Origin of the sequence: Mycobacterium sp. 050134, assembly GCF_036409085.1 — a bacterium.
GTDB lineage: Bacteria > Actinomycetota > Actinomycetes > Mycobacteriales > Mycobacteriaceae > Mycobacterium.
In genome coordinates this window covers 143,693-160,554 of sequence record NZ_JAZGLV010000012.1, presented here as the reverse complement: position 1 = coordinate 160,554, position 16,862 = coordinate 143,693, and the positions used below count along the sequence as shown (strand labels likewise).

At 67.8% G+C, this 16,862-nt stretch carries 21 protein-coding genes and 3 pseudogenes; 8 read left to right on the top strand and 16 right to left on the bottom strand.

Going from position 1 to position 16,862, the window contains the following annotated elements:
- The first annotated feature begins 35 nt into the window (after positions 1-35).
- On the top strand, positions 36-773 hold the full coding sequence (locus tag SKC42_RS16310) for an IclR family transcriptional regulator (protein ID WP_330965311.1): 738 nt from the start codon (positions 36-38) through the stop codon (positions 771-773).
- Here the strand turns inward: SKC42_RS16310 and SKC42_RS16305 are convergent.
- From SKC42_RS16305 to SKC42_RS16285, 5 genes are read right to left on the bottom strand one after another with little or no spacing between them, the layout of a single operon-like run.
- Positions 770-1,786: an aromatic/alkene monooxygenase hydroxylase subunit beta gene (locus SKC42_RS16305; RefSeq protein WP_330965310.1), complete on the bottom strand. Its 1,017-nt coding sequence runs from the start codon at positions 1,784-1,786 to the stop codon at positions 770-772. The two genes, SKC42_RS16310 and SKC42_RS16305, sit on opposite strands and share 4 nt — an antisense overlap.
- Before the next feature lie 4 nt (positions 1,787-1,790).
- Positions 1,791-2,102 carry an MmoB/DmpM family protein gene (locus SKC42_RS16300; protein ID WP_330965309.1) on the bottom strand — a complete coding sequence of 104 codons (312 nt, stop codon included), beginning with the start codon at positions 2,100-2,102 and terminating at the stop codon, positions 1,791-1,793.
- A complete protein-coding gene (locus SKC42_RS16295) occupies positions 2,083-2,448 on the bottom strand; it encodes a Rieske 2Fe-2S domain-containing protein (RefSeq protein WP_330965308.1) in 366 nt (121 codons plus the stop codon). Before SKC42_RS16295 ends, SKC42_RS16300 begins: the two co-directional genes overlap by 20 nt.
- Positions 2,441-2,689 (bottom strand): toluene-4-monooxygenase system B family protein, encoded by a 249-nt coding sequence (locus SKC42_RS16290; RefSeq protein WP_330965307.1) that lies wholly within the window; start codon positions 2,687-2,689, stop codon positions 2,441-2,443. Before SKC42_RS16290 ends, SKC42_RS16295 begins: the two co-directional genes overlap by 8 nt.
- An 11-nt stretch (positions 2,690-2,700) precedes the next feature.
- Positions 2,701-4,188 (bottom strand): aromatic/alkene/methane monooxygenase hydroxylase/oxygenase subunit alpha, encoded by a 1,488-nt coding sequence (locus SKC42_RS16285; protein WP_330965306.1) that lies wholly within the window; start codon positions 4,186-4,188, stop codon positions 2,701-2,703.
- 194 nt (positions 4,189-4,382) lie between these two features.
- Here SKC42_RS16285 and SKC42_RS16280 point away from each other — a divergent pair, with 194 nt between their 5' ends.
- A complete protein-coding gene (locus SKC42_RS16280) occupies positions 4,383-4,985 on the top strand; it encodes a MarR family winged helix-turn-helix transcriptional regulator (RefSeq protein ID WP_330965305.1) in 603 nt (200 codons plus the stop codon).
- A gap of 66 nt (positions 4,986-5,051) precedes the next feature.
- Here the strand turns inward: SKC42_RS16280 and SKC42_RS16275 are convergent, their stop codons facing one another.
- From SKC42_RS16275 to SKC42_RS16235, 8 genes and pseudogenes are all read right to left on the bottom strand, one after another.
- Complete coding sequence (locus SKC42_RS16275; protein ID WP_330965304.1) at positions 5,052-5,342, bottom strand: ANTAR domain-containing protein; 291 nt, start codon at positions 5,340-5,342, stop codon at positions 5,052-5,054.
- Between the two features lie 295 nt (positions 5,343-5,637).
- Positions 5,638-7,002, bottom strand: a complete 1,365-nt coding sequence (locus tag SKC42_RS16270) for a wax ester/triacylglycerol synthase domain-containing protein (protein ID WP_330965303.1) — start codon at positions 7,000-7,002, stop codon at positions 5,638-5,640.
- A gap of 127 nt (positions 7,003-7,129) precedes the next feature.
- Complete coding sequence (locus tag SKC42_RS16265) at positions 7,130-7,495, bottom strand: carboxymuconolactone decarboxylase family protein (RefSeq protein WP_330965302.1); 366 nt, start codon at positions 7,493-7,495, stop codon at positions 7,130-7,132.
- Positions 7,496-7,513: 18 nt separating this feature from the next.
- Entirely contained in the window at positions 7,514-7,936 is a 423-nt protein-coding gene (locus tag SKC42_RS16260) for a DUF302 domain-containing protein (protein WP_330965301.1), read from the bottom strand.
- A 37-nt stretch (positions 7,937-7,973) separates the two neighbouring features.
- Entirely contained in the window at positions 7,974-8,243 is a 270-nt protein-coding gene (locus tag SKC42_RS16255) for a metal-sensitive transcriptional regulator (protein WP_330965363.1), read from the bottom strand.
- 114 nt (positions 8,244-8,357) lie between these two features.
- Positions 8,358-8,591 (bottom strand): annotated as a pseudogene (locus SKC42_RS16250) (CoA transferase); the annotation flags it as partial.
- A gap of 413 nt (positions 8,592-9,004) precedes the next feature.
- Positions 9,005-9,838, bottom strand: a pseudogene (locus tag SKC42_RS16240) (enoyl-CoA hydratase-related protein).
- A 127-nt stretch (positions 9,839-9,965) separates the two neighbouring features.
- On the bottom strand, positions 9,966-10,517 hold the full coding sequence (locus tag SKC42_RS16235) for an SAM-dependent methyltransferase (protein WP_330965300.1): 552 nt from the start codon (positions 10,515-10,517) through the stop codon (positions 9,966-9,968).
- A gap of 60 nt (positions 10,518-10,577) precedes the next feature.
- Between SKC42_RS16235 and SKC42_RS16230 the strand changes: the two genes are divergently transcribed.
- From SKC42_RS16230 to SKC42_RS16215, 3 genes are all read left to right on the top strand, one after another.
- On the top strand, positions 10,578-11,195 hold the full coding sequence (locus SKC42_RS16230) for a TetR/AcrR family transcriptional regulator (RefSeq protein WP_330965299.1): 618 nt from the start codon (positions 10,578-10,580) through the stop codon (positions 11,193-11,195).
- A 410-nt stretch (positions 11,196-11,605) separates the two neighbouring features.
- On the top strand, positions 11,606-12,037 hold the full coding sequence (locus SKC42_RS16220) for a hypothetical protein (protein WP_330965362.1): 432 nt from the start codon (positions 11,606-11,608) through the stop codon (positions 12,035-12,037).
- Positions 12,038-12,085: 48 nt separating this feature from the next.
- Positions 12,086-12,730, top strand: coding sequence for a cutinase family protein (locus SKC42_RS16215; protein ID WP_330965361.1), 645 nt, complete (start codon positions 12,086-12,088; stop codon positions 12,728-12,730).
- Positions 12,731-12,750: 20 nt separating this feature from the next.
- Here the strand turns inward: SKC42_RS16215 and SKC42_RS16210 are convergent, their stop codons facing one another.
- From SKC42_RS16210 to SKC42_RS16200, 3 genes and pseudogenes are all read right to left on the bottom strand, one after another.
- Complete coding sequence (locus SKC42_RS16210) at positions 12,751-13,128, bottom strand: DUF5073 family protein (protein WP_330965298.1); 378 nt, start codon at positions 13,126-13,128, stop codon at positions 12,751-12,753.
- Positions 13,128-13,913 (bottom strand): heavy metal-binding domain-containing protein, encoded by a 786-nt coding sequence (locus SKC42_RS16205; protein ID WP_330965297.1) that lies wholly within the window; start codon positions 13,911-13,913, stop codon positions 13,128-13,130. The genes SKC42_RS16210 and SKC42_RS16205 overlap by 1 nt, the downstream gene beginning before the upstream one ends.
- Before the next feature lie 67 nt (positions 13,914-13,980).
- Positions 13,981-14,283 (bottom strand): annotated as a pseudogene (locus tag SKC42_RS16200) (short-chain dehydrogenase); the annotation flags it as partial.
- Positions 14,284-14,682: 399 nt separating this feature from the next.
- Here SKC42_RS16200 and SKC42_RS16195 point away from each other — a divergent pair.
- The 3 genes from SKC42_RS16195 to SKC42_RS16185 all read left to right on the top strand — a co-directional run bounded on the left by SKC42_RS16195 (position 14,683) and on the right by SKC42_RS16185 (position 16,827).
- Positions 14,683-15,492 carry a SigB/SigF/SigG family RNA polymerase sigma factor gene (locus tag SKC42_RS16195; RefSeq protein ID WP_330965296.1) on the top strand — a complete coding sequence of 270 codons (810 nt, stop codon included), beginning with the start codon at positions 14,683-14,685 and terminating at the stop codon, positions 15,490-15,492.
- 153 nt (positions 15,493-15,645) lie between these two features.
- Entirely contained in the window at positions 15,646-16,254 is a 609-nt protein-coding gene (locus tag SKC42_RS16190) for a hypothetical protein (protein WP_330965295.1), read from the top strand.
- 81 nt (positions 16,255-16,335) lie between these two features.
- Positions 16,336-16,827 (top strand): DUF2231 domain-containing protein, encoded by a 492-nt coding sequence (locus SKC42_RS16185; protein ID WP_330965294.1) that lies wholly within the window; start codon positions 16,336-16,338, stop codon positions 16,825-16,827.
- Positions 16,828-16,862: the final 35 nt, after the last annotated feature.

Sequence of the window (16,862 nt, the reverse complement as noted above, 5' to 3'; positions counted from 1 at the left end):
GTGATGCGGAACACTATAGTGGAGTGGTGCAACCGATGGGGGAAAGTTTGCCAACTGGTCGCGACGAGGGCATCCAGGTGTTACGGCGCGCCGCCGCCGCGCTTGACGAGATCGCCGCGGAGCCGGGACGGCTGCGCCTGGTCGACCTCGGTGAGCGGCTGGGGCTGGCCAAGTCGACGGTTCGCCGCCTGCTGGTCGGCCTCGTCGAGGTGGGCTTGGCCAGCGTCGATTCCCAGGGCCGGTTTGCCCTCGGCGAGCGGCTGCTGGGCTACGGGCGGGCCGACGGGGCCCACATCGCGGCGTTCTTTCGGCCCACGATCGAGCGGGTGGCCCGCGCGACCGAGGGCGAGACGGTCGACCTGTCGGTCCTGCGCGGCCAGCGCATGTGGTTCATCGACCAGATCGAGTCGTCGCACCGCCTGCGGGCGGTCTCCGCGGTCGGCGTCCGCTTCCCGCTGGAGTCGACCGCGAACGGCAAGGCCGCCTTGGCGGCGCTCGACGACGGGGACGCCCGAACCCTGATTTCCCGGCTCGCGCCCGAAGCCGCCGTACGGTTGCACGACGAAATCGACGAGATCCGCCGGACCGGAATCGCTTTCGACCGTGACGAGCACACGCCCGGAATCTCGGCGGCGGCCATCGCGCGGCGCACCGCGGGCGACGGCGTGGTCGCCATCTCGGTGCCGGCGCCGACGGAGCGTTTCGCCGAGAAGGAGCGTCGCATCACCGAGGCGTTGCGCAAGGCCGCCGAATCTGCCGCCTGGACGCGCTAGCCGCCCCCGGTGTCGAAGGTGGTACCGAAACGGGCCACCGACGCGTCTACCTGGCGGCGGACCGCCGCCGGATCGGCCGACCGCGGAGCGGTCGCGAGTACGGTCGCCAACCCGGCGACCGCGCGGTCGGCCAACGGCTGCCATGCGCTGCGCCAGTCCGCGATGACGTCGCCATTGGCGGGATTCGCCGCGACGGCGTAGCGGACCAGCGCGGCGCTCCAGTCCTGGCTGCGGGCGGTGTCCACCCCCGATTCCCGAAGCAGAACGGCGGTCAGCCCGTCGCCGTGCGCGGTCGCCAGCTCGGGCAGGACCTCCTTGAACAGCGCATCGAGGGTCGGCTTGACGACAAGGTTCAGCGCCGTAAAGGCCTCACCCCAGTCGTAGGCAACCAACAGCCGCTCCAGGGCTTCCCGTGCGGGTTGCCAGGCGTCGTCGTTCTCCCAGATCGCGCGTGTCGCTTCGGAATCCGCCAGCGCCGCGCCATGAGTCAGCGACAGGGACTTGGCGCGGTAGGCGATCCACTGCAACGCGCGGAGCTCGTCGGCGGCCTGGAAGAATGCCGCATTCGTGATGTAGGCGCTGGGCGCCAGCTGGCCCACGTAGAGACCGGTGATCTGCAGAATGTGGAAGACGAACCGCGCGGGAACGTAGATGCGGCCCAGGATCTCGACCCATTCGGCATCGAGATGCTCGTCGTGGTCGAGCGCCTCGTAGTGGTCGACCACCCCCTCGGCGTAGATCTCGCGCTCGTGCTGCAGGGCGATGTACCGCCGATAGTTCAGCGCCGCCGGGTCGCGGAAACCCTCCCAATCGTCGGCGCGCAGCGGTGACCCCTCGCGGTGATCGAGGTACCAGCGGTTGATCGGGCTGTCGGGATCGAGGTCGAACGGTGCCGGCTTGCGGTTGAAGTGGTAGTGGAATTGACCGGTGACGATTTCGTACTCGGTGGGTTTGCGCCGGGTGTCACCGGAGATGCTCCACGTCTTGAGTCGGCGCGGTGACGCAGTGGTCATCGGCTCAATCCTTCCTGTCCAGATACCAATGCAGTTCGTCGTCGCCGACATAGCGCATCCGGCCGGCGAATCCGGCGATCGCGGGCTCGAGTGCAGACAACGGGAGTCGCTGGCCCGCGGCCAATTCCAGGCTGACCCGGGTCACCTTCAGGAACGACGGCGCGTGGATACGGACGTAGCCCGAGTGATCTTCGACGAGGATTTCGGCGTCGGGGTTGTCGGCCTGGATCGCCTCGGTCAGGGCGCTCACGATGTCGGGGTCGAAGCCGCGGACGATCGGTCCGACCAGCTTGCGTTCATCGGTTGACGACGTCACGAGCCTCTCCATTCTGCGGTATCGCCACGACGATGCGGTCACCGTCGCGGCGAACCTGATAGGGCTGCAGCCGACAGTTGTCCGGGTTGAGCCCGGCGCCGGTGTCGAGGTCGAATTCCCAACTGTGGGCCGAACAGGTCAGCACGTTGCCGTTGACGTCACCGTCGGCCAGCGGGAAGCCGGCGTGCGGGCACGTGCCGGCGAACGCCCGAAGCTCACCAGTTCGCAAGTGCACCAACAGGATCGGAACATCGCCGACATAGAACTCACCGACGTCGCCCTCCCACAGCTCGTCCATGGTGGCCACGACCCTCCAATCGGGAGCCGGGTCGTACCGGTCAGTCACCGTACGCCACCTCGATGTGATCCAGCGGCTGCACGCCCGAGGCCCCGATGATGGCCTCCGGCGCCAGGATTCGACCGGCATGGCGGACCAGGAGCGGCGCGTCCCGGCGCGCCACGCGGTGGCCGACGACGTGATGGGCGACCTGCCGGCCCACCTGCTCGACGGTGTCGGCGTCGTCGACGGGAATGAGCAACTCGAGAACGTCGCCGCGAAACAGCGCGGTCAGCGGAAGCAGCGCCACGGTCGTCCCCCTCAGCTTTCCCGCGCCCAGGCGTAATTGTCGGCGTCCTGGCCCTGCTCGTCCGGGGAGAGGCCGAAGTATTGCAGCACGGTGCCGAGGTCGGGTGGGCTGATTTCGCCGGAGAGCACGCGGTCGATCAGCGACTGGTGCCCGGCGAATCGCTCGGGGCGCTGGGTGAAGATCCAGCGGCACGGTTCGGAGCAGAACAGGTATCTGCGGCCGTTGTGGATGTGGCTCAACGGCGCCGGGTCGGTGTGCGCACCCACGATGACCCCCGCCGCCCGCACGATCGGCAGTTGGCACAGGTTGCACGTGATCGGCAGGGTTTCGGGAAGCGTCGCCGCGATGTCGCCCGCGCGGACGTTCTCGGTGATGACGTCCCAATGCCGCCCGAAGTCCCGGTTCCAACCGGGGTACTTCTCTTCCAGCCAGAGCCGTTCCGCCGCCGAGACACCGGCGTCGGGATTCCACCACACGGTGGGCCGGTAGTACCACACCCCCAGATGAATGGCGTGGTGATACCAGGTCAGTTCGTTGATGAATTCGTCCCAGTACCAGGGGTGTTCGAGACCGAAGTCACGGAATTGGTCGGCGAACTGTTTGACCACCCAGTCCTCGATGAACTCCTTGAACGACATCCGGCGGCTTTCCAGTGGCGTGTAGTAGTCCATCGACAGCCCGGTCAACAGCGCGAAGACCCGCCACGACCGCCAGAACATGTGGTCGATCAGGAATTGACCCCAGTCCTTCTGGCCGTTGTCGATGAGCACCTTGATCGTCGGCTCGCCCTGTTGGGCGTGGCGTGCCTCGTCGGTCTGGATCGACGAGATCAGGGCGCCGAATTCCAAGTCGCCGACGTCGATCGCGTCGGCGGCCATGCCCAGGAATTGCAGGTTGGTGAAGCCGGTTTCGAGCGTGAAGGTCAGCTGGAGCGCGATGGACGCGGCGTCGTTGGCCACGAACATGTCGTCGAACAGGTAGCGCACCGCCAGGACGATCCACTCGTTGGTGTGAAAGGCTTTCAGCGCCCAGTCGCCGCGCGGTTCTTTGTCGAGGAGGCCGTAGGGGAAGAACGCCTGAATCTGGCCGTGCCGGACCTCGTCGAGGGTGCCGAAGGTGGCGGTGTTACGCCAGGCGGCGACGCGCCCGAACCGCCCCATCCGCGCTTCCCCGATCGACGCCAGGTATTCGGGCATCGTGATGGCGCCGTAGTGCGCGACGATCACCGATTTCCAGCCGGGATCGAGTTTGTCGAATAGCGTCGAGCGCCGGATCGTGTTCTTCAGCGAGTACGTCGTGGTGTCCTTGGTGACTTGGTTGTGCACGTACTCCCGATAACCGATCTTGTAGGGCTCGTCCCACTTGAGCCAGGCCTCGGTGGGGACCCGCTTCGTGCCGGAGAGGTCTTCGGGGAAGACGTCGTCTTCGCTGACATAGCGGAAGGTCCAGTTGGTGTCGCGGGCCAGGTCGTACCAGTCGCTGCGCGATAGTTTCGGCATCTGCGGGTCCTCGTGTCATCGGCGGACGTTCTCGCACTATGCTAGCGGTGATACCAAGGAGTCCTACATATTCGATCATCCTGATTTTCGCTGGTGACGGCCGACGGCCTGCCCGCGAGCATCGTCGAGACGAATCACTGAAGTCGAGGAGCGTGCCGTATGCGTGAGCGATTGCGCCCGCTCGGGAGCACGCCGTGAAGCACATCGGCGAGCGCCACCCCAGCCTGGATTCGAAGGTTATTGCCGCGCTGGACGAGGTCGGTGACGCGCTGCATGTGCTCGCGCGGCGGGTTGCGGATCGTCACGAGCTGTCCAGCACCCAGATGCGGGTGCTGGTGTGGTTGTATGTGGGGCCGCCGCCGCAGGCGCGCAGCAGCGCGCTGGCTCAGGAGCTCAATGTCTCGGACGCCACCGTCAGCGACGCCGTCGCCGCACTGCTCCGCAAGAAGCTCGTGACGAGCCGCCGTGACCCCGACGACGGCCGGAGCCGGCAGCTGGTCCTCACGGCGTCTGGGCGCCGGATCGCCGCGAGCGCTTCGCGGTGGACCGCCCCGGCGGAAGTCGCGGCGTCACGGCTGGACCGCGCCGAAGCGGAAGCGCTCCTCGACGGATTGGTGACACTGATCGGGAAACTGCATGGTGCAGGGCTGGTCTCCGTCAGCCGGGCCTGCAGCACGTGCACCCAGTTAGGGGTGTTGGGGCCCCGCAGCTATTGGTGCAAGTTCTACGACAGCGCGCTGCCGGTCGACGAGCTTCGGGTGGACTGCGTGGACCACGTTCCCGCGGATGTCGGGTAGTCGGCCCCAACGCTTTTGGCCGAGTTGGCCGGCCGCGGTACCCCCCAGGACCCCGGCCGTGCCAACTCAGCAGCTCACTGCGGCCGGCCTGCCGAACAGCGAACCCCACTCGCGACGAGCGGCGCGTTGGGCATCGGTGAAGCTGGGGGTCTTCTCGCCCTCGCCGGCCAGGTGCACCAGTGCCCAGGCCATGGCGAACACCGGGACCTTGTGACGAAGTGCGGCACTGTGCAGTTCGTCGAACGCGGCGTCCGAGGGGCACCGGCGAAGACCGATGAGAATGCCGCGGGCGGTGTCGAGTATCCGGCCCGAATGCGGGCCGAACGAAGTTTGGGCGGGAATCCAGTTCGCCATCATGCCGTGGTTACCTCCTGTTGCGCCGTAACGAAATCCGCTACCCGGACTAGGGATCCGTACTTGCGCGTCGTCGCGGCCCCGGATCCTCAAAAGGCGCTCGTCCCATGATTTGTGGAACTTCCGCGTTGTGCCAGACCGCGGGCCCATATCGGTACGCCCCTGTTACCGTTTCGCGATCGATCGCCCGGCGCCGGCGGGCCCCACCAGATATAAACGGCTGCTCCGCGTTTCGGCGTGTCGTCGCAGACGGTTTCCGTGTCGCGGGGCCAGGCCGCGCCCGCGGCGACGGAGCCAATCAGGTTGCCAGCGAGAGTATTTCGTCGAAGCCCGCGACCAGCGCGTCGTGGAAGACGTCGAAGTCGGGAATGGCGGCGGAGTCCACGTTGATGCCCAGGGAGCAGGTGTCGACATAGGTGAGCAGCGTGACGTTGACCGACGCGCCGATGGTGGGGCCGAAGGCGTATTGCGCGCGGACGGGTGCGCCGCCCAGGAAGACGGGCACCGGCACGCCGGGCACGTCGCTGGCCAGGAAATCGACGTGGCGCAGGATCGACCCGATGTACCAGCGCGGCATCAGGTTGAGCGCGCCGGCGATCAGCTGGGTGTAGGGCAGCGATTCCTCCCCGCGCACCGCGCCGGTCCGCTGGTTGACGGCCCTGATCCGGGCGGCCGGGTCCGGTTCGCCCACGGGCACGTCGAACCGCATGAGGGTGATCCGGTTGCCGCCGATGTCGTCGGCCTTGGTCCGCAGGCTGACCGGCATCGTGAGGTGCAGGTCGCCCACCGTGATGCCGTGCTTTTCGTGGTATCGGCGCAGCCCGCCCGCCACGCCGGCGACGAAAGCGTCGTTCAGCGCCCCGCCGCACCGGTGCGCCGCCTCCCGCAGGAGCGGCATCGGCACCTGGTGCACGCCCAGCCGCCGGATCAGGCCCCGCTCGGTCACCATCGGCGAGCCGGGCCGGCTGATCGGCCGGACGGTTCTGTACACGGACGCCGCGGTGGCCGCCGCCGAGCGGAGGCTGGCGACGGGTCGCCGCACGCTGGCGTACACCATGCGCGGCGTCGCCCTGACCGCCCCCACGACGGCACCGCCCAGCATGCCGGCGTCATAGCGCCACGAGTCGCGGTAGCCGCTCAGCGGCGACGGGTCGTGCACCGTCGGTTCCGGCGGCAGGGCCTCGTGCTCGTAGGTGTCTTCGGACAGGTTGAACAGGTTCATCGCGATCTGAACGCCGCCGATTCCGTCGGTGAGGGCGTGGTGGAACTTGCAGATCATGGCGGCACCGCCGTCCTGCACGCCGTCGATCAGCGTGATCTCCCAGAGCGCCCGGGCCCGGTCGAACGACTGCATCTCGGCCACGCGGGCCACTTCGAGCACGCCGTCGAGCGTCCCGGGCGCGGGCGCGGCGGCTCGCCGCAGGTGGTAGTCGAGGTCGAAGTCGCGGTAATACTCCCATCGCGGCGGGGCCGGGGCGGGTGAACCCACCACCCGCTGCCGGAACATCGGCAACTTGCGGCTGATCAGGTCGAACCGCTCGCGGACCTCGTCCCAGTCCGGGGACCGTTCGAGCAGCACCACGCTGACCACCGTGGACCGCAGCCGCGGGTCGCTTTCCATGGCCCAGGTGAAGGCGTCGCTCGCGCGCATGAATGCAGTCATGGTGTGCTCCTCGCACAGCAACCTACGGCTCGCGGCGGCGGAGGTCAGCAGATTCTTGGCACGCAATGACTTTGGTCCCGGCAAGTCATGACGTTCGTCGACTGCGCGGAGGCCTCCGGGGCGGCGGCTAGGGCTGCGGTGTGGCCGTCTCGGCGAATTCGCAGAAGGCCGTGTACGCCCGGGCGCCGTAGATGGTGGCGGGGCCGCCGTGCATGAGGAACGTGACGCCGATGGCCTCGGCGGCCTCCGCGGGGGTGGCCCCGGCCCGCGCCGCGGCCTGGGCGTGCGATGCGATGCACCCGTCGCATCCCTCGACGACCCCGATCGCCATGGCGATGAGCTCTTTCATCTTGCGGCTGAGCGCACCGTCGGCGAGGGCCGCGCCACTCAGGGCGGCGAATCCTTTGTAGACCTCGGGTATCTGCTTGCGCAGCGCGCGATGCTGGGGCAACAGGTCGTCGAGGACCTCATGGTGGTGTTGGTGGTCCGACACGTCGGGAGCCTCCCCCGCTTATTCGCCGGCCGCGACGGGGGCGTCGCGGCGCAGCGAGTCGATGGCCGCCTGCAGCTTGGCCGTGACCTCCTCGGAGACCGGCCGCAGGCCCGGCTCGCCGGTGACCTCCACCAACATGGCCGGATTCATCGCTTCGACGAGCACGGTGCCCGCGTGGTCGGGGTCCGTGCGCACAACGACGTTGCACGGCAGTAGCAGCCCGATCTGGCGGTTCGCCTCGATCGCGCGGTGCGCCAGCGGCGGGTTGCAGGCCCCGAGGATCAGGTAATCCTCCATATCGCGGCCGAGTTTGGCCTTCAGCGTGGCCTTGACGTCGATCTCGGTCAGCACGCCGAAACCCTGCTCGGCGAGGGCTGCCCGCGTCCGCGCGACGGCGTCGTCGAACGTGGTGGTCAGCGACGTCGAGATTCCCAGGTCCATGACACTCCTCTTTCCGTCCGGTTCTCCGGCGGCCGCCTCAGGCGAGCGCCAGGAACAATTTCTCCAGTTCTGCTTCGCTCAGCGGGGCCCCGCCGTCGGCCGTGCTGCCCGTGACGCATTCCTTGAGGCCGGTGGCGACGATCTTGAAGCCGGCCCGGTCCAGCGCGCGCGAGACCGCGGCGAGTTGCGTCACGACCTCCTTGCAGTTGCGGCCCTGTTCAATCATCGAGATCACGCCGGCAAGCTGTCCCTGCGCCCGGCGCAACCGGTTCAGCACCGCGTCGATGCTGTCCTGATCACCAATCACTGCGTCCTCCATCCGTGTCGAGTTACCCCCATAGTACCCAGGGGGGTATCCGGGCCGCAGTCGCGAATATACCCCTGCGGGTATCGTTTGTCACTCCCGCCGGCGGCGGGGGCGCTACCGGACCGCGCCGGCGTCCTTCGCCCGGGCGATGTCGTCCCAGTCGACGTCGACCTCGAGCGGGATTTTCTCGGTGTGCTGACCGTGCTCCGGGGCCCGTGCCGGCCCCGGCGGGGTCTCGTTGAACCGCACCGGCGCGGCGAAGATTCGGTATTTCTTGCCATAGTCGTCGACGTTGGTCACCACATACCCGTTGGGTCCGACCTGCGGATCGTTGAGGGTCTCGCGCGAAAGGGATATTGATAGCCCCGCTGCATGGCCACGCCCGAAGTCCGGGTCCAGCTACCCCGCTGAAACGCAATCAGGGGCTACCACCCGGCCTGATCGAGACCGGGGCGGTCAAGATACCGGCCGCACCATCGCCGAGCTCGCCGACCGCATCGAGCTGCCGGCCGACGAGCTGGTGCGAACCATCGCGCGGTTGAACCGATTCGCCGCCAAGGCGTCGTCACCCCCCAGCGCGCGAGGTGCCCGATGAGCAGGACCTTAGTGATCGAGGGTCTTTACGCCACCGCGACGGTGATGGGCCGCACGCACCCGGGCGCCGGAGCGAGCATCGCCGGCAAGCGCGGCCGATAGCTCCGCGAGCAGACACAAAAGCATGCCGACACGCCGTGCGGCGCACGCTTTTGCGTCTGCTCGCGCTAGGAGGTCTCGTCGCGCTCGACGAAGTCGCGCGGTTTCATGCCGGACTGCTTGAGCTCGACCCGCCGCGCCTGGACGTCGGAGGCGGCGCCGACCATGTTGGTCAGGATGTGGCTGACCTGTAGGTGGACCCGCATGCCCATCAACTCCCAGGCCCGCGTCACATTGTTCTTCACCGCCATCAGCGTGGTGAGCGGGATCTGCGCGATCCAGCGGGCCATGTCCTCGACGGTGTCCTCGAGGTCCTCGCGCGGCACCACCCTGTTGAGCAGGCCCCAGTCGAGCGCCTGCTGCGCGGACAGCGTGGGCGCGAGCAGTAGCCAGTCCATGGTGCGGTGCCAGTTCATCATCAACCACGGCTCGATCATGGTGTGCCCGCCCGGCTCGCCGAGGCTCTGGGCAAGCGGCATCTGGAAATACGCGTCGCCGGACGCCACGCAGAAGTCGGTCAGCAGCCCGAGGTAGATGCCGCCGCCCATGCAATAGCCGTGAATCTGCGAGATCGTGGGCTTCGGAAACTCCCAGAGGTACAGCGTGGGCCACAGCAAGAGGTCCGCGGTGCCTTTGTACAAGTCCTCGAATGTGTTTCCGAAGTCCGGGTGGGGGTTTTAGTCTGGTCCTCAGCGCGCGAGGTGGCCGCCGCAGAAAACCTTGCCGTTAGCCTTAATGACGACCTTGATCTCGTTGTCCCTGTCGGCCTCGCGCGGGCAGCCGTCGACCTCCGTAACCAACACGGCATCCTTGGTGTTGGCTTTATCAACCCGATTCAGGATGATCCGCGCGATCGGCGGTTCGCGTTCGTAGATGATCGCTTCCAGCATGCGACGCTCCATGTTCCGGGCAGTACCCGGATGGGGTTCCCGGGTGGGTATTTGCCGCAACGGGCGACAGACTCGCTGACTTCCATTGCACCGCCGGTGATCTGGGCGCGCCAAGAGCGGAATCCTTGGAGTTCGGATTTCACCTTGACGCGCGGGCCAGCAGCCACGCCTGCCCCTGTCCCTCGCCGGAGTCGATCGCCTCGAGATCGGCGAACGCGGCGGCCAGCTCGCCCGGCGCGGCGCGAAACGGCCCCGGGTCCGCGCCCACTTCGCTGAGCGCGGCGATCGCGAGCAGGCCGCCGGGCGCCAGCCGCTCGCGGACCGCCCGGTCGAGGCGATGGTCCCGGAACCGGTGGCACACGATGACGTCGGCGCGTGGCCCAGCCGGCAACCCGTCGTCGAGATCGACGACGTCGAACCGGCACCGTTCGTCGACGCCGGCGCGGCGGGCCAGTTCGCGCGCCTGGCGCACGGCGACCGGGGAGATGTCGAGCCCCCGTACCTGGAGCCCCCGCCGGGCGAGCCACACCGCGGCCAGTCCCTGTCCGCACGCCACGTCCAGGGCGCTTCCCACGGTCGGAAAGACGTCCGCATGCCGTGCGAGTGCCCGGGGTGGGCCAACCGCGCCGAGCGCCGGCGGCCCCTGCGCGGTGTACCGCTGGTCCCAGCGCCGCCGGTCGTCCTCCGCCATGGGCGCCACCCTATGGCCGAACCCCGCGGCGCGCCCGTGGCGCCTCTTTACACTGGGTCGGTGTCCGAAGTATCCGAAGTGTCCGTGGCCAGTGCCGCCGCAAGTCCCGCGCTTGGGGGCCGCCGGGCGGATCGGCGGCCGGGGCAGACCATCCGGAAGGTCCTCGACGCCGGCCTAGACGAGCTGCGCGAATCGTCGTACGCGAAGCTGACGATGCGCGCGGTCGCCACGCGCGCCGGGGTGTCACCGGCCAGCGCATACACCTACTTCCCATCGAAGAGCGCGCTGGTGGCGGCGGTCTACCTGCGCTTCCTGCGTGACCTGCCGCTGCGCACCGATGTCAACGAGACCACCGAGGCGCGCGTCAGCGCGACGCTGCACGACATGGCGGTCATGGTCGCCGACGAGCCGGAACTGACGGCCGCCTGCGGGGCCGCGATGATGGCGGACGACCCGGCGGTCAAACCGATCCGGGAAGAGATTGCCGAGGAGGTGGCCAGGCGGATCGCCGCCGCGCTCGGCCCCGGCTGGCCCCGCGCGGTGAGATCGACCCTGCGGATGACGTTCGCGGGCGCGCTGATGACGGCACGGTTCGTCACGTTTCCCGAGATCGCCGGACAGCTCGACGAGGCTGTCAGCCTGATTCTGCGGGCATCCGGGCTCGAATCGGCGATGTGAATCGCGCCACGCCGCAGTCGGTCTCGACCAACCGATGGACCGCGGTAAGCGAACGTGATGTCAGCGGCACCGTGGTCACGCCGTGCCGTAACGATTCGGAAAGGCCGGGCTCGCAACGGGTGTCGGTGCCGACCTACGGCGTTACCTGTTGCGCTGGATCGGCCCAGCGATCGTCCACCCGGAGATCGAGCGCGCGATCGACCCGCTCCGGGCCCCGGGGCCCACACCGGCGTGCCGCCGCCCGTCGAAAGCGTCCTGACCACACGGATCGCAGTCCCTGTCCTAGATGGTTGATCACGTCGGGCTGTTGGGCGATCCTCAACGGGCCGGCGTTGACGACGACCGTAGGAGCGAACGTGGTGGGTCTGGGACAACTCGCGCTGAACAGCGCCCCCGTCTTCGGTGGCGCGATGCTGGCCATCGCGGCCGGTCAATTCAAGGGGCCCGACTACCGTGGCGTGATCAAACAGGACATGGACCTGCTCGACCGGCTGCCCCCCGAGGCCACCCAACGACGCGCCGACCTGCAACGCACGATCGACGAGCGCATCGACGACCTGGTCGACGCCGCCGACCGGAGCCGTGCGCTCCGGAAGGCCGCACTGTCCTACCGGGGGAACTGGCGCGACGCGGTCCTGTTCCTCTGTGTGCTGTTGTTCACCATCATCTGGTGGGACGTCAATCACAGCCGCAGCAACTGGCTGCCGATGTTCGTCGTGCTGATTCTGCTTTCGATCGTGGCCGCCGCGTACGCGTTCCGCGGTGTCCTGCGCTCCGCTAGTTCGCTCGTGCGCCGGCAAAGCCGGGGCCTCCGGGCCGAATCTCTCGGCGAGCGACCGTAACCCTCCTGTGACAAAATTTCGGGCGTGATCCCACGTCCCCTCGCCGGTCTGTTGGGTGCCGCGGTGGCGTCTCTCGCGGTGCTGCCGACCAGTCCCGTCCCGTCCGCTTCCGCCGACCCGTGCCCCGACGTCGAGGTGGTGTTCGCCCGCGGCACCACCGAGCCCCCGGGTGTTGGCCGCGTGGGACAAAGTTTCGTCGACACGTTGCGCTCGCACGTCGGTGCCAGGTCCGTCAGCGTCTACCCGGTGAACTATCCGGCAACGACCGACTTCCCGACGGCCGTCGACGGCATCAGCGACGCCGGGACTCATGTCGAACAGATGGCGGCGATGTGCCCCCGCACCAAGTTGGTCCTCGGGGGCTACTCCCAGGGCGCTGCCGTGATGGGCTTCGTCACCTCCAGCGCGGTGCCGGAAGGGGCACACCTGGTGGCGGCGCTGCAGCCCATGCCGGCCGACGTCGCCAACCACGTCGCCGCCGTCACGCTCTTCGGCAAGCCGTCCAGCCAGTTCATGAGCATCATCAATGAGCCGCCCGTGACGGTCGGACCGCTTTACGCGCCCAAGACCATCGAGTTGTGCGTGCCCGGTGACCCGATCTGCACCGGCGGCGGCGACGTGACGGCGCACCGCCGGTACGTGGAGGCGGGCATGGTCGACCAGGCCGCCGATTTCGCCGCCAGCCGCCTCTAACCCGCTCCAGAAGCCCCGCTCTAGAAGCGCGGGGCGGCTTCCAGCACCTCGAGGGCCGCATCGATGTTGGGGATGATCGGCGGACCGTAACTGCTCAACAGCTGACCGAGTGCACGCGCAATGTGCGGACCGACCGCGCCGGCGGCGAGCACCTCCTCGGCGAGCACGACGCCGCCCACCACGTGGGCCGCGCGCAGGCGGCCGTCCGGCGTGACCTCGTACCGCCAGTCGCCGATCTGGATCTGCTCCGGTTGCGATCGGAGGAAGCCTCGCCGCGCCGGCGTCAGCAGGACGCCCGGGACGCCGCAGAACACCCTGACCACCATGCCGATCCCGCCGGCACCGCCCAGCGCGGCGCCGATAACACCGCTGACCCGGTCGTGGTCGAAGCTCGTCATCAATCGCTCATCGGCAGGACGAACGACGGCGTCAGCGTCTGGCCCTCGCCGGCGCGGCGCACGGCCGTCCCCGCGACGTAGAACTCGACGGTGTGGTGCCCCCACGCGTAGTTCGAGATCGCGAAATGGACACCCACGACGCCGTTTCCGCCGTCCCGCTCGGCTTCGCTCTGCATGCGCGACATCGCCAGCTCCCGGGCTTGGTAGTTGCCCTGCGTCCACTGCGGCATCTCGGCGTTGCGCCCAACCTGGCTGAGTGTGCGCAGGAACCCTTGCACCGCAACGTGAAACACGCAGTTGCCCATCACGAACGCGACCGGGGCGAAACCGGACCGCAACAGCGTCGTCATGTCCTGTCCGGACAGGTGGCTGGTGAAGGCTTGGCCGTTGGTCCGGCGGTAAGCCCCCGGCTTCTGGGCGAACCGCACCGCGGTGCCGACGGCGATGAACTCGAGGTGTTCGCCCTCGCCCTGATGGCGCCACTCGAGGCGGACGCCCACGACGCCGTCCGCACCGAGCGAGTCGGCCTCGGCCTGCATCCGCGACATCGCGTTCCAGCGGGCACGGTAGGTAGCCTCCGTGAGCACCGGCAGCTCGGATTGCTGCCGGATCCCGGTAAATTGGTACCCCACGTGGTAGACGGAAACGCCCATCACCAGCTCGATGGGTTCGAACCCGGCACCATGCAGCAGGGCGAATTCGTTGATCGACAGGTCGGACGTGAACACCTTGCCGGCGTGGGATAGGCGTTCGCTGGCAACGGGGTCGAGCGGGTTCGGCTGCATGGTCACCTTCCTGCGGTTCTCGGGTCAGCGTAGGCCGTGGGACCGCCGCTCACACCCTTTCCGCCGTTCACGGCCCCGGCGGGGCGCCGCCGATCTTCTCGTGCAGCTCGCGGATCGAGCACGGAGCAGCGTGACGGTGATCGCGGTAGGCCAGCATCCGCGGTGCCGGCCGGTCGAAACTGCCGACGAATCCGCCTGCGGCGACGAACATCCGGCGCGTCACGTCGCACGCCAAGTCACTCCCAAGATAGGCGTAGAGCGGTGCGACAAACGGGTCCGGGGCGGTGTCGAGGGACGCGCGCATCGTCAGCTCGTCGAGGAGTCCGCGGCGGTGGAGATCCTCGATGTGGCTTTCATAGGCCGGACCGGTCTATAGCCGCGTTCTGGCAGCTACCGTGCGCCCTCGCGGGCCGGTGTGGCCGCCGCCGGCCGATCTTGCGGTGACCAATCGCGATGTCAGGTGCGGAGGCGTATAGTCAAATCTGAAGTCCGTTGAGGACTTGTCGCCGTTTAGCTCAAAGCGGCCAGCCAGCCGCACGGCTGCTGGGCTTGGAATGGCTCCGGCGATACGAATCCGAAGTCACCTCCCTGGCTGACGCGTGCGCTGCAACACCCGTCCCGGCTCTGACACGGGTGCAGAGAGGCGACTGCGCACAGTTGCGCCGTTCCGCTGCACACGAATCGAAGGATGTGTGCCAGCAATGTATTTCTGTTCATGCGCGCCCCCGCTCCCGCGTTGCCGTCGGGCCCCTAGGAGGCGCTTCGCCCGATGACTGACTTGATAACCCGGCCGGTTTCCCCCCGGCCCGCCAGCAACCATTCCGACGATTCCTACGACGACGTCGTCGAGATGTTCCTGGCGCTCCGTCAAATGCCTGCCGAATCGCACGAGTACAGCCGGCAGCGTGAACGCATCGTTACCCGCTGCCTGCCGCTGGCCGACCATGTGGCCAGCCATTTCGCCCGCCGCGGGGAAGGCCTCGACGACCTGATCCAGGTGGCACGCCTGGGCTTGATGAATGCGGTGAACCGCTTCGACCCCGATAAGGGGCCCAGCTTCATCGGGTTCGCTGTTCCCACGATGATGGGCGAGGTCCGGCGCTATTTCCGGGATTACAGCTGGGGTATGCGCGTGCCACGCCGGCTGCGTGAGCTGCACGTTCAAATCAGCCGCACGACAGCCGATTTGTCGCAAAAGCTGGGCCGCGCGCCGACCGCCGGCGAGCTGTCCCAGGTCTTGGAGGTCCCCCGCGAGGAGATCGTCGAATGCCTGGTTGCCGGTGACGCCTATCGACTGGATTCGCTTGACGCGCCCGTCGGCGCCGACAGCTCGGGCACTCCCCGGCTGGTCGCCGATTCGGTCGGTGGCATCGATCCTCAGATCGAACACATCACTAACCGGGAGGCCGTGCGTCTCCTGGTGGACGGACTCCCCCAACGTGAGCGCGACGTGCTGCGGATGCGATTTTTCGAATCGATGACGCAGAGTCAGATTGCCGAGCGGATCGGCGTGTCGCAGATGCAGGTCTCAAGGATCCTGGCCAGCACCCTGCGCTCACTACGGGACCAGCTCGAGTAGCCCGCGCCTCGCATCGGACCGTGACCCGCGTCGGTCGCAGAGCGATGTACTGTGCGATTCGGACGGACTTCGATTCGGACGGACTTCACAGTGTCGCTGACTGGACGGGAGCACGGTGCGATGGGGTTTCAGACGGCAGAATTTTCTCGGACGGTGGTCACGGCCATCGTGGCGGCGACGGCGTTGACGGTGTCGGTCGCGGGTTGTAGCAGCAAGTCGTCGGCGCCGGGGTCCACCACCGGGTCGGGCACCCCGACCAGCAGCAGCCCCAGCTCGGCGGCCCCGTCATCGTCGGCGTCGGCGCAGCCGACGGCCGACTACAGCAAGCTGTTGATTCAGGCGTCCGATATCGACGCTCCGATTCCGTTCACCGGCAGCCCTCCGACGTCCAACCCGAACGGCCAGCCCGGTGTTGCCACCACATTCAGCACCGATGACAACAGTCGCGTCATCAAGGACACGATCCAGGTGCTCGCGGACCCGGCGGCGGCCACGAACGCGCTGAACGCCGCCAAGGGCGGGCAAGGCAACGTCATCAAGGACCCGACCACCCAGCCTTCGAGCGTCGGCACCGGCGGAACGACACTGCTGGGCAATTCCCCGGACAACTCCAAGGGGGTGACGTTGTTGCTGTTCACCGAGGGCAGGGCCTTGGTCTCGCTGGAGTTCGATGGTCCGCGGGACATGCTGGCGCCGCCGGACTTCGTGACCGATGTCGGGCAGAAGCAGGACGCGGCCATCAAGAAGGGCCTCGGCGGTTGAGCCGTTAGCCGGGAGAGTTAGCCGCGACGGACCGAAGCGCCCAGCCGCACACAGCCCCCTGACCATCAGCCCAGGAGTTCCATGGATGTCATCAGCGGCCTGCCGGCCCACGCCCTGTTATTGCACTTCGTGGTGGTTCTCGCGCCGCTGACCGCCGCCCTCGAGATTGTGTGCGCATTCTGGACGCCGGCACGCCGCGGCCAGCTGCTGTGGCTGACACTGATATTGGCGGTCATCACCATGGTTTTGACGCCGATCACGATCGACGCCGGGCAATGGCTGTACGACCTACGGGCCAAGCCCAGCCCGATCCTCAATGAACACGCCGACCGTGGCGCCGCGATGGTCTATTTCTCCGCCGCGCTGCTGGTGGTTGCCATCGGCCTGGTGGTCCTGCGCCTGACCGAACATCGATTCGAAAAGCGCCGCGTCGCAGTCAATGTCGTCGTTGGCGTGGTGGCCCTGCTCGTCGGGGTCGCATCGATGATCCAGATCTACCGGATCGGTGATGCCGGCGCGCAATCCGTCTGGGGCGGCGAGATAGCCCGGTTGAAAAAGGCCAACGGCGGCTAGCTGCCCACAAGCCGACGAAAGCCCCGAGCCGGCAG

What these genes read in the sequence shown, in the direction of transcription:
- SKC42_RS16310 (WP_330965311.1), top strand. Translation starts at nt 36, where the DNA reads ATGGGGGAAAGTTTGCCAACTGGTCGCGACGAGGGCATCCAGGTGTTA.
- SKC42_RS16305 (WP_330965310.1), bottom strand. Translation starts at nt 1,786, where the DNA reads ATGACCACTGCGTCACCGCGCCGACTCAAGACGTGGAGCATCTCCGGT.
- SKC42_RS16285 (WP_330965306.1), bottom strand. Translation starts at nt 4,188, where the DNA reads ATGCCGAAACTATCGCGCAGCGACTGGTACGACCTGGCCCGCGACACC.
- SKC42_RS16275 (WP_330965304.1), bottom strand. Translation starts at nt 5,342, where the DNA reads ATGATGGCGAACTGGATTCCCGCCCAAACTTCGTTCGGCCCGCATTCG.
- SKC42_RS16270 (WP_330965303.1), bottom strand. Translation starts at nt 7,002, where the DNA reads ATGACTGCATTCATGCGCGCGAGCGACGCCTTCACCTGGGCCATGGAA.
- SKC42_RS16260 (WP_330965301.1), bottom strand. Translation starts at nt 7,936, where the DNA reads ATGGACCTGGGAATCTCGACGTCGCTGACCACCACGTTCGACGACGCC.
- SKC42_RS16235 (WP_330965300.1), bottom strand. Translation starts at nt 10,517, where the DNA reads ATGGCGGAGGACGACCGGCGGCGCTGGGACCAGCGGTACACCGCGCAG.
- SKC42_RS16220 (WP_330965362.1), top strand. Translation starts at nt 11,606, where the DNA reads ATGCTGGCCATCGCGGCCGGTCAATTCAAGGGGCCCGACTACCGTGGC.
- SKC42_RS16210 (WP_330965298.1), bottom strand. Translation starts at nt 13,128, where the DNA reads ATGACGAGCTTCGACCACGACCGGGTCAGCGGTGTTATCGGCGCCGCG.
- SKC42_RS16205 (WP_330965297.1), bottom strand. Translation starts at nt 13,913, where the DNA reads ATGCAGCCGAACCCGCTCGACCCCGTTGCCAGCGAACGCCTATCCCAC.
- SKC42_RS16195 (WP_330965296.1), top strand. Translation starts at nt 14,683, where the DNA reads ATGACTGACTTGATAACCCGGCCGGTTTCCCCCCGGCCCGCCAGCAAC.
- SKC42_RS16185 (WP_330965294.1), top strand. Translation starts at nt 16,336, where the DNA reads ATGGATGTCATCAGCGGCCTGCCGGCCCACGCCCTGTTATTGCACTTC.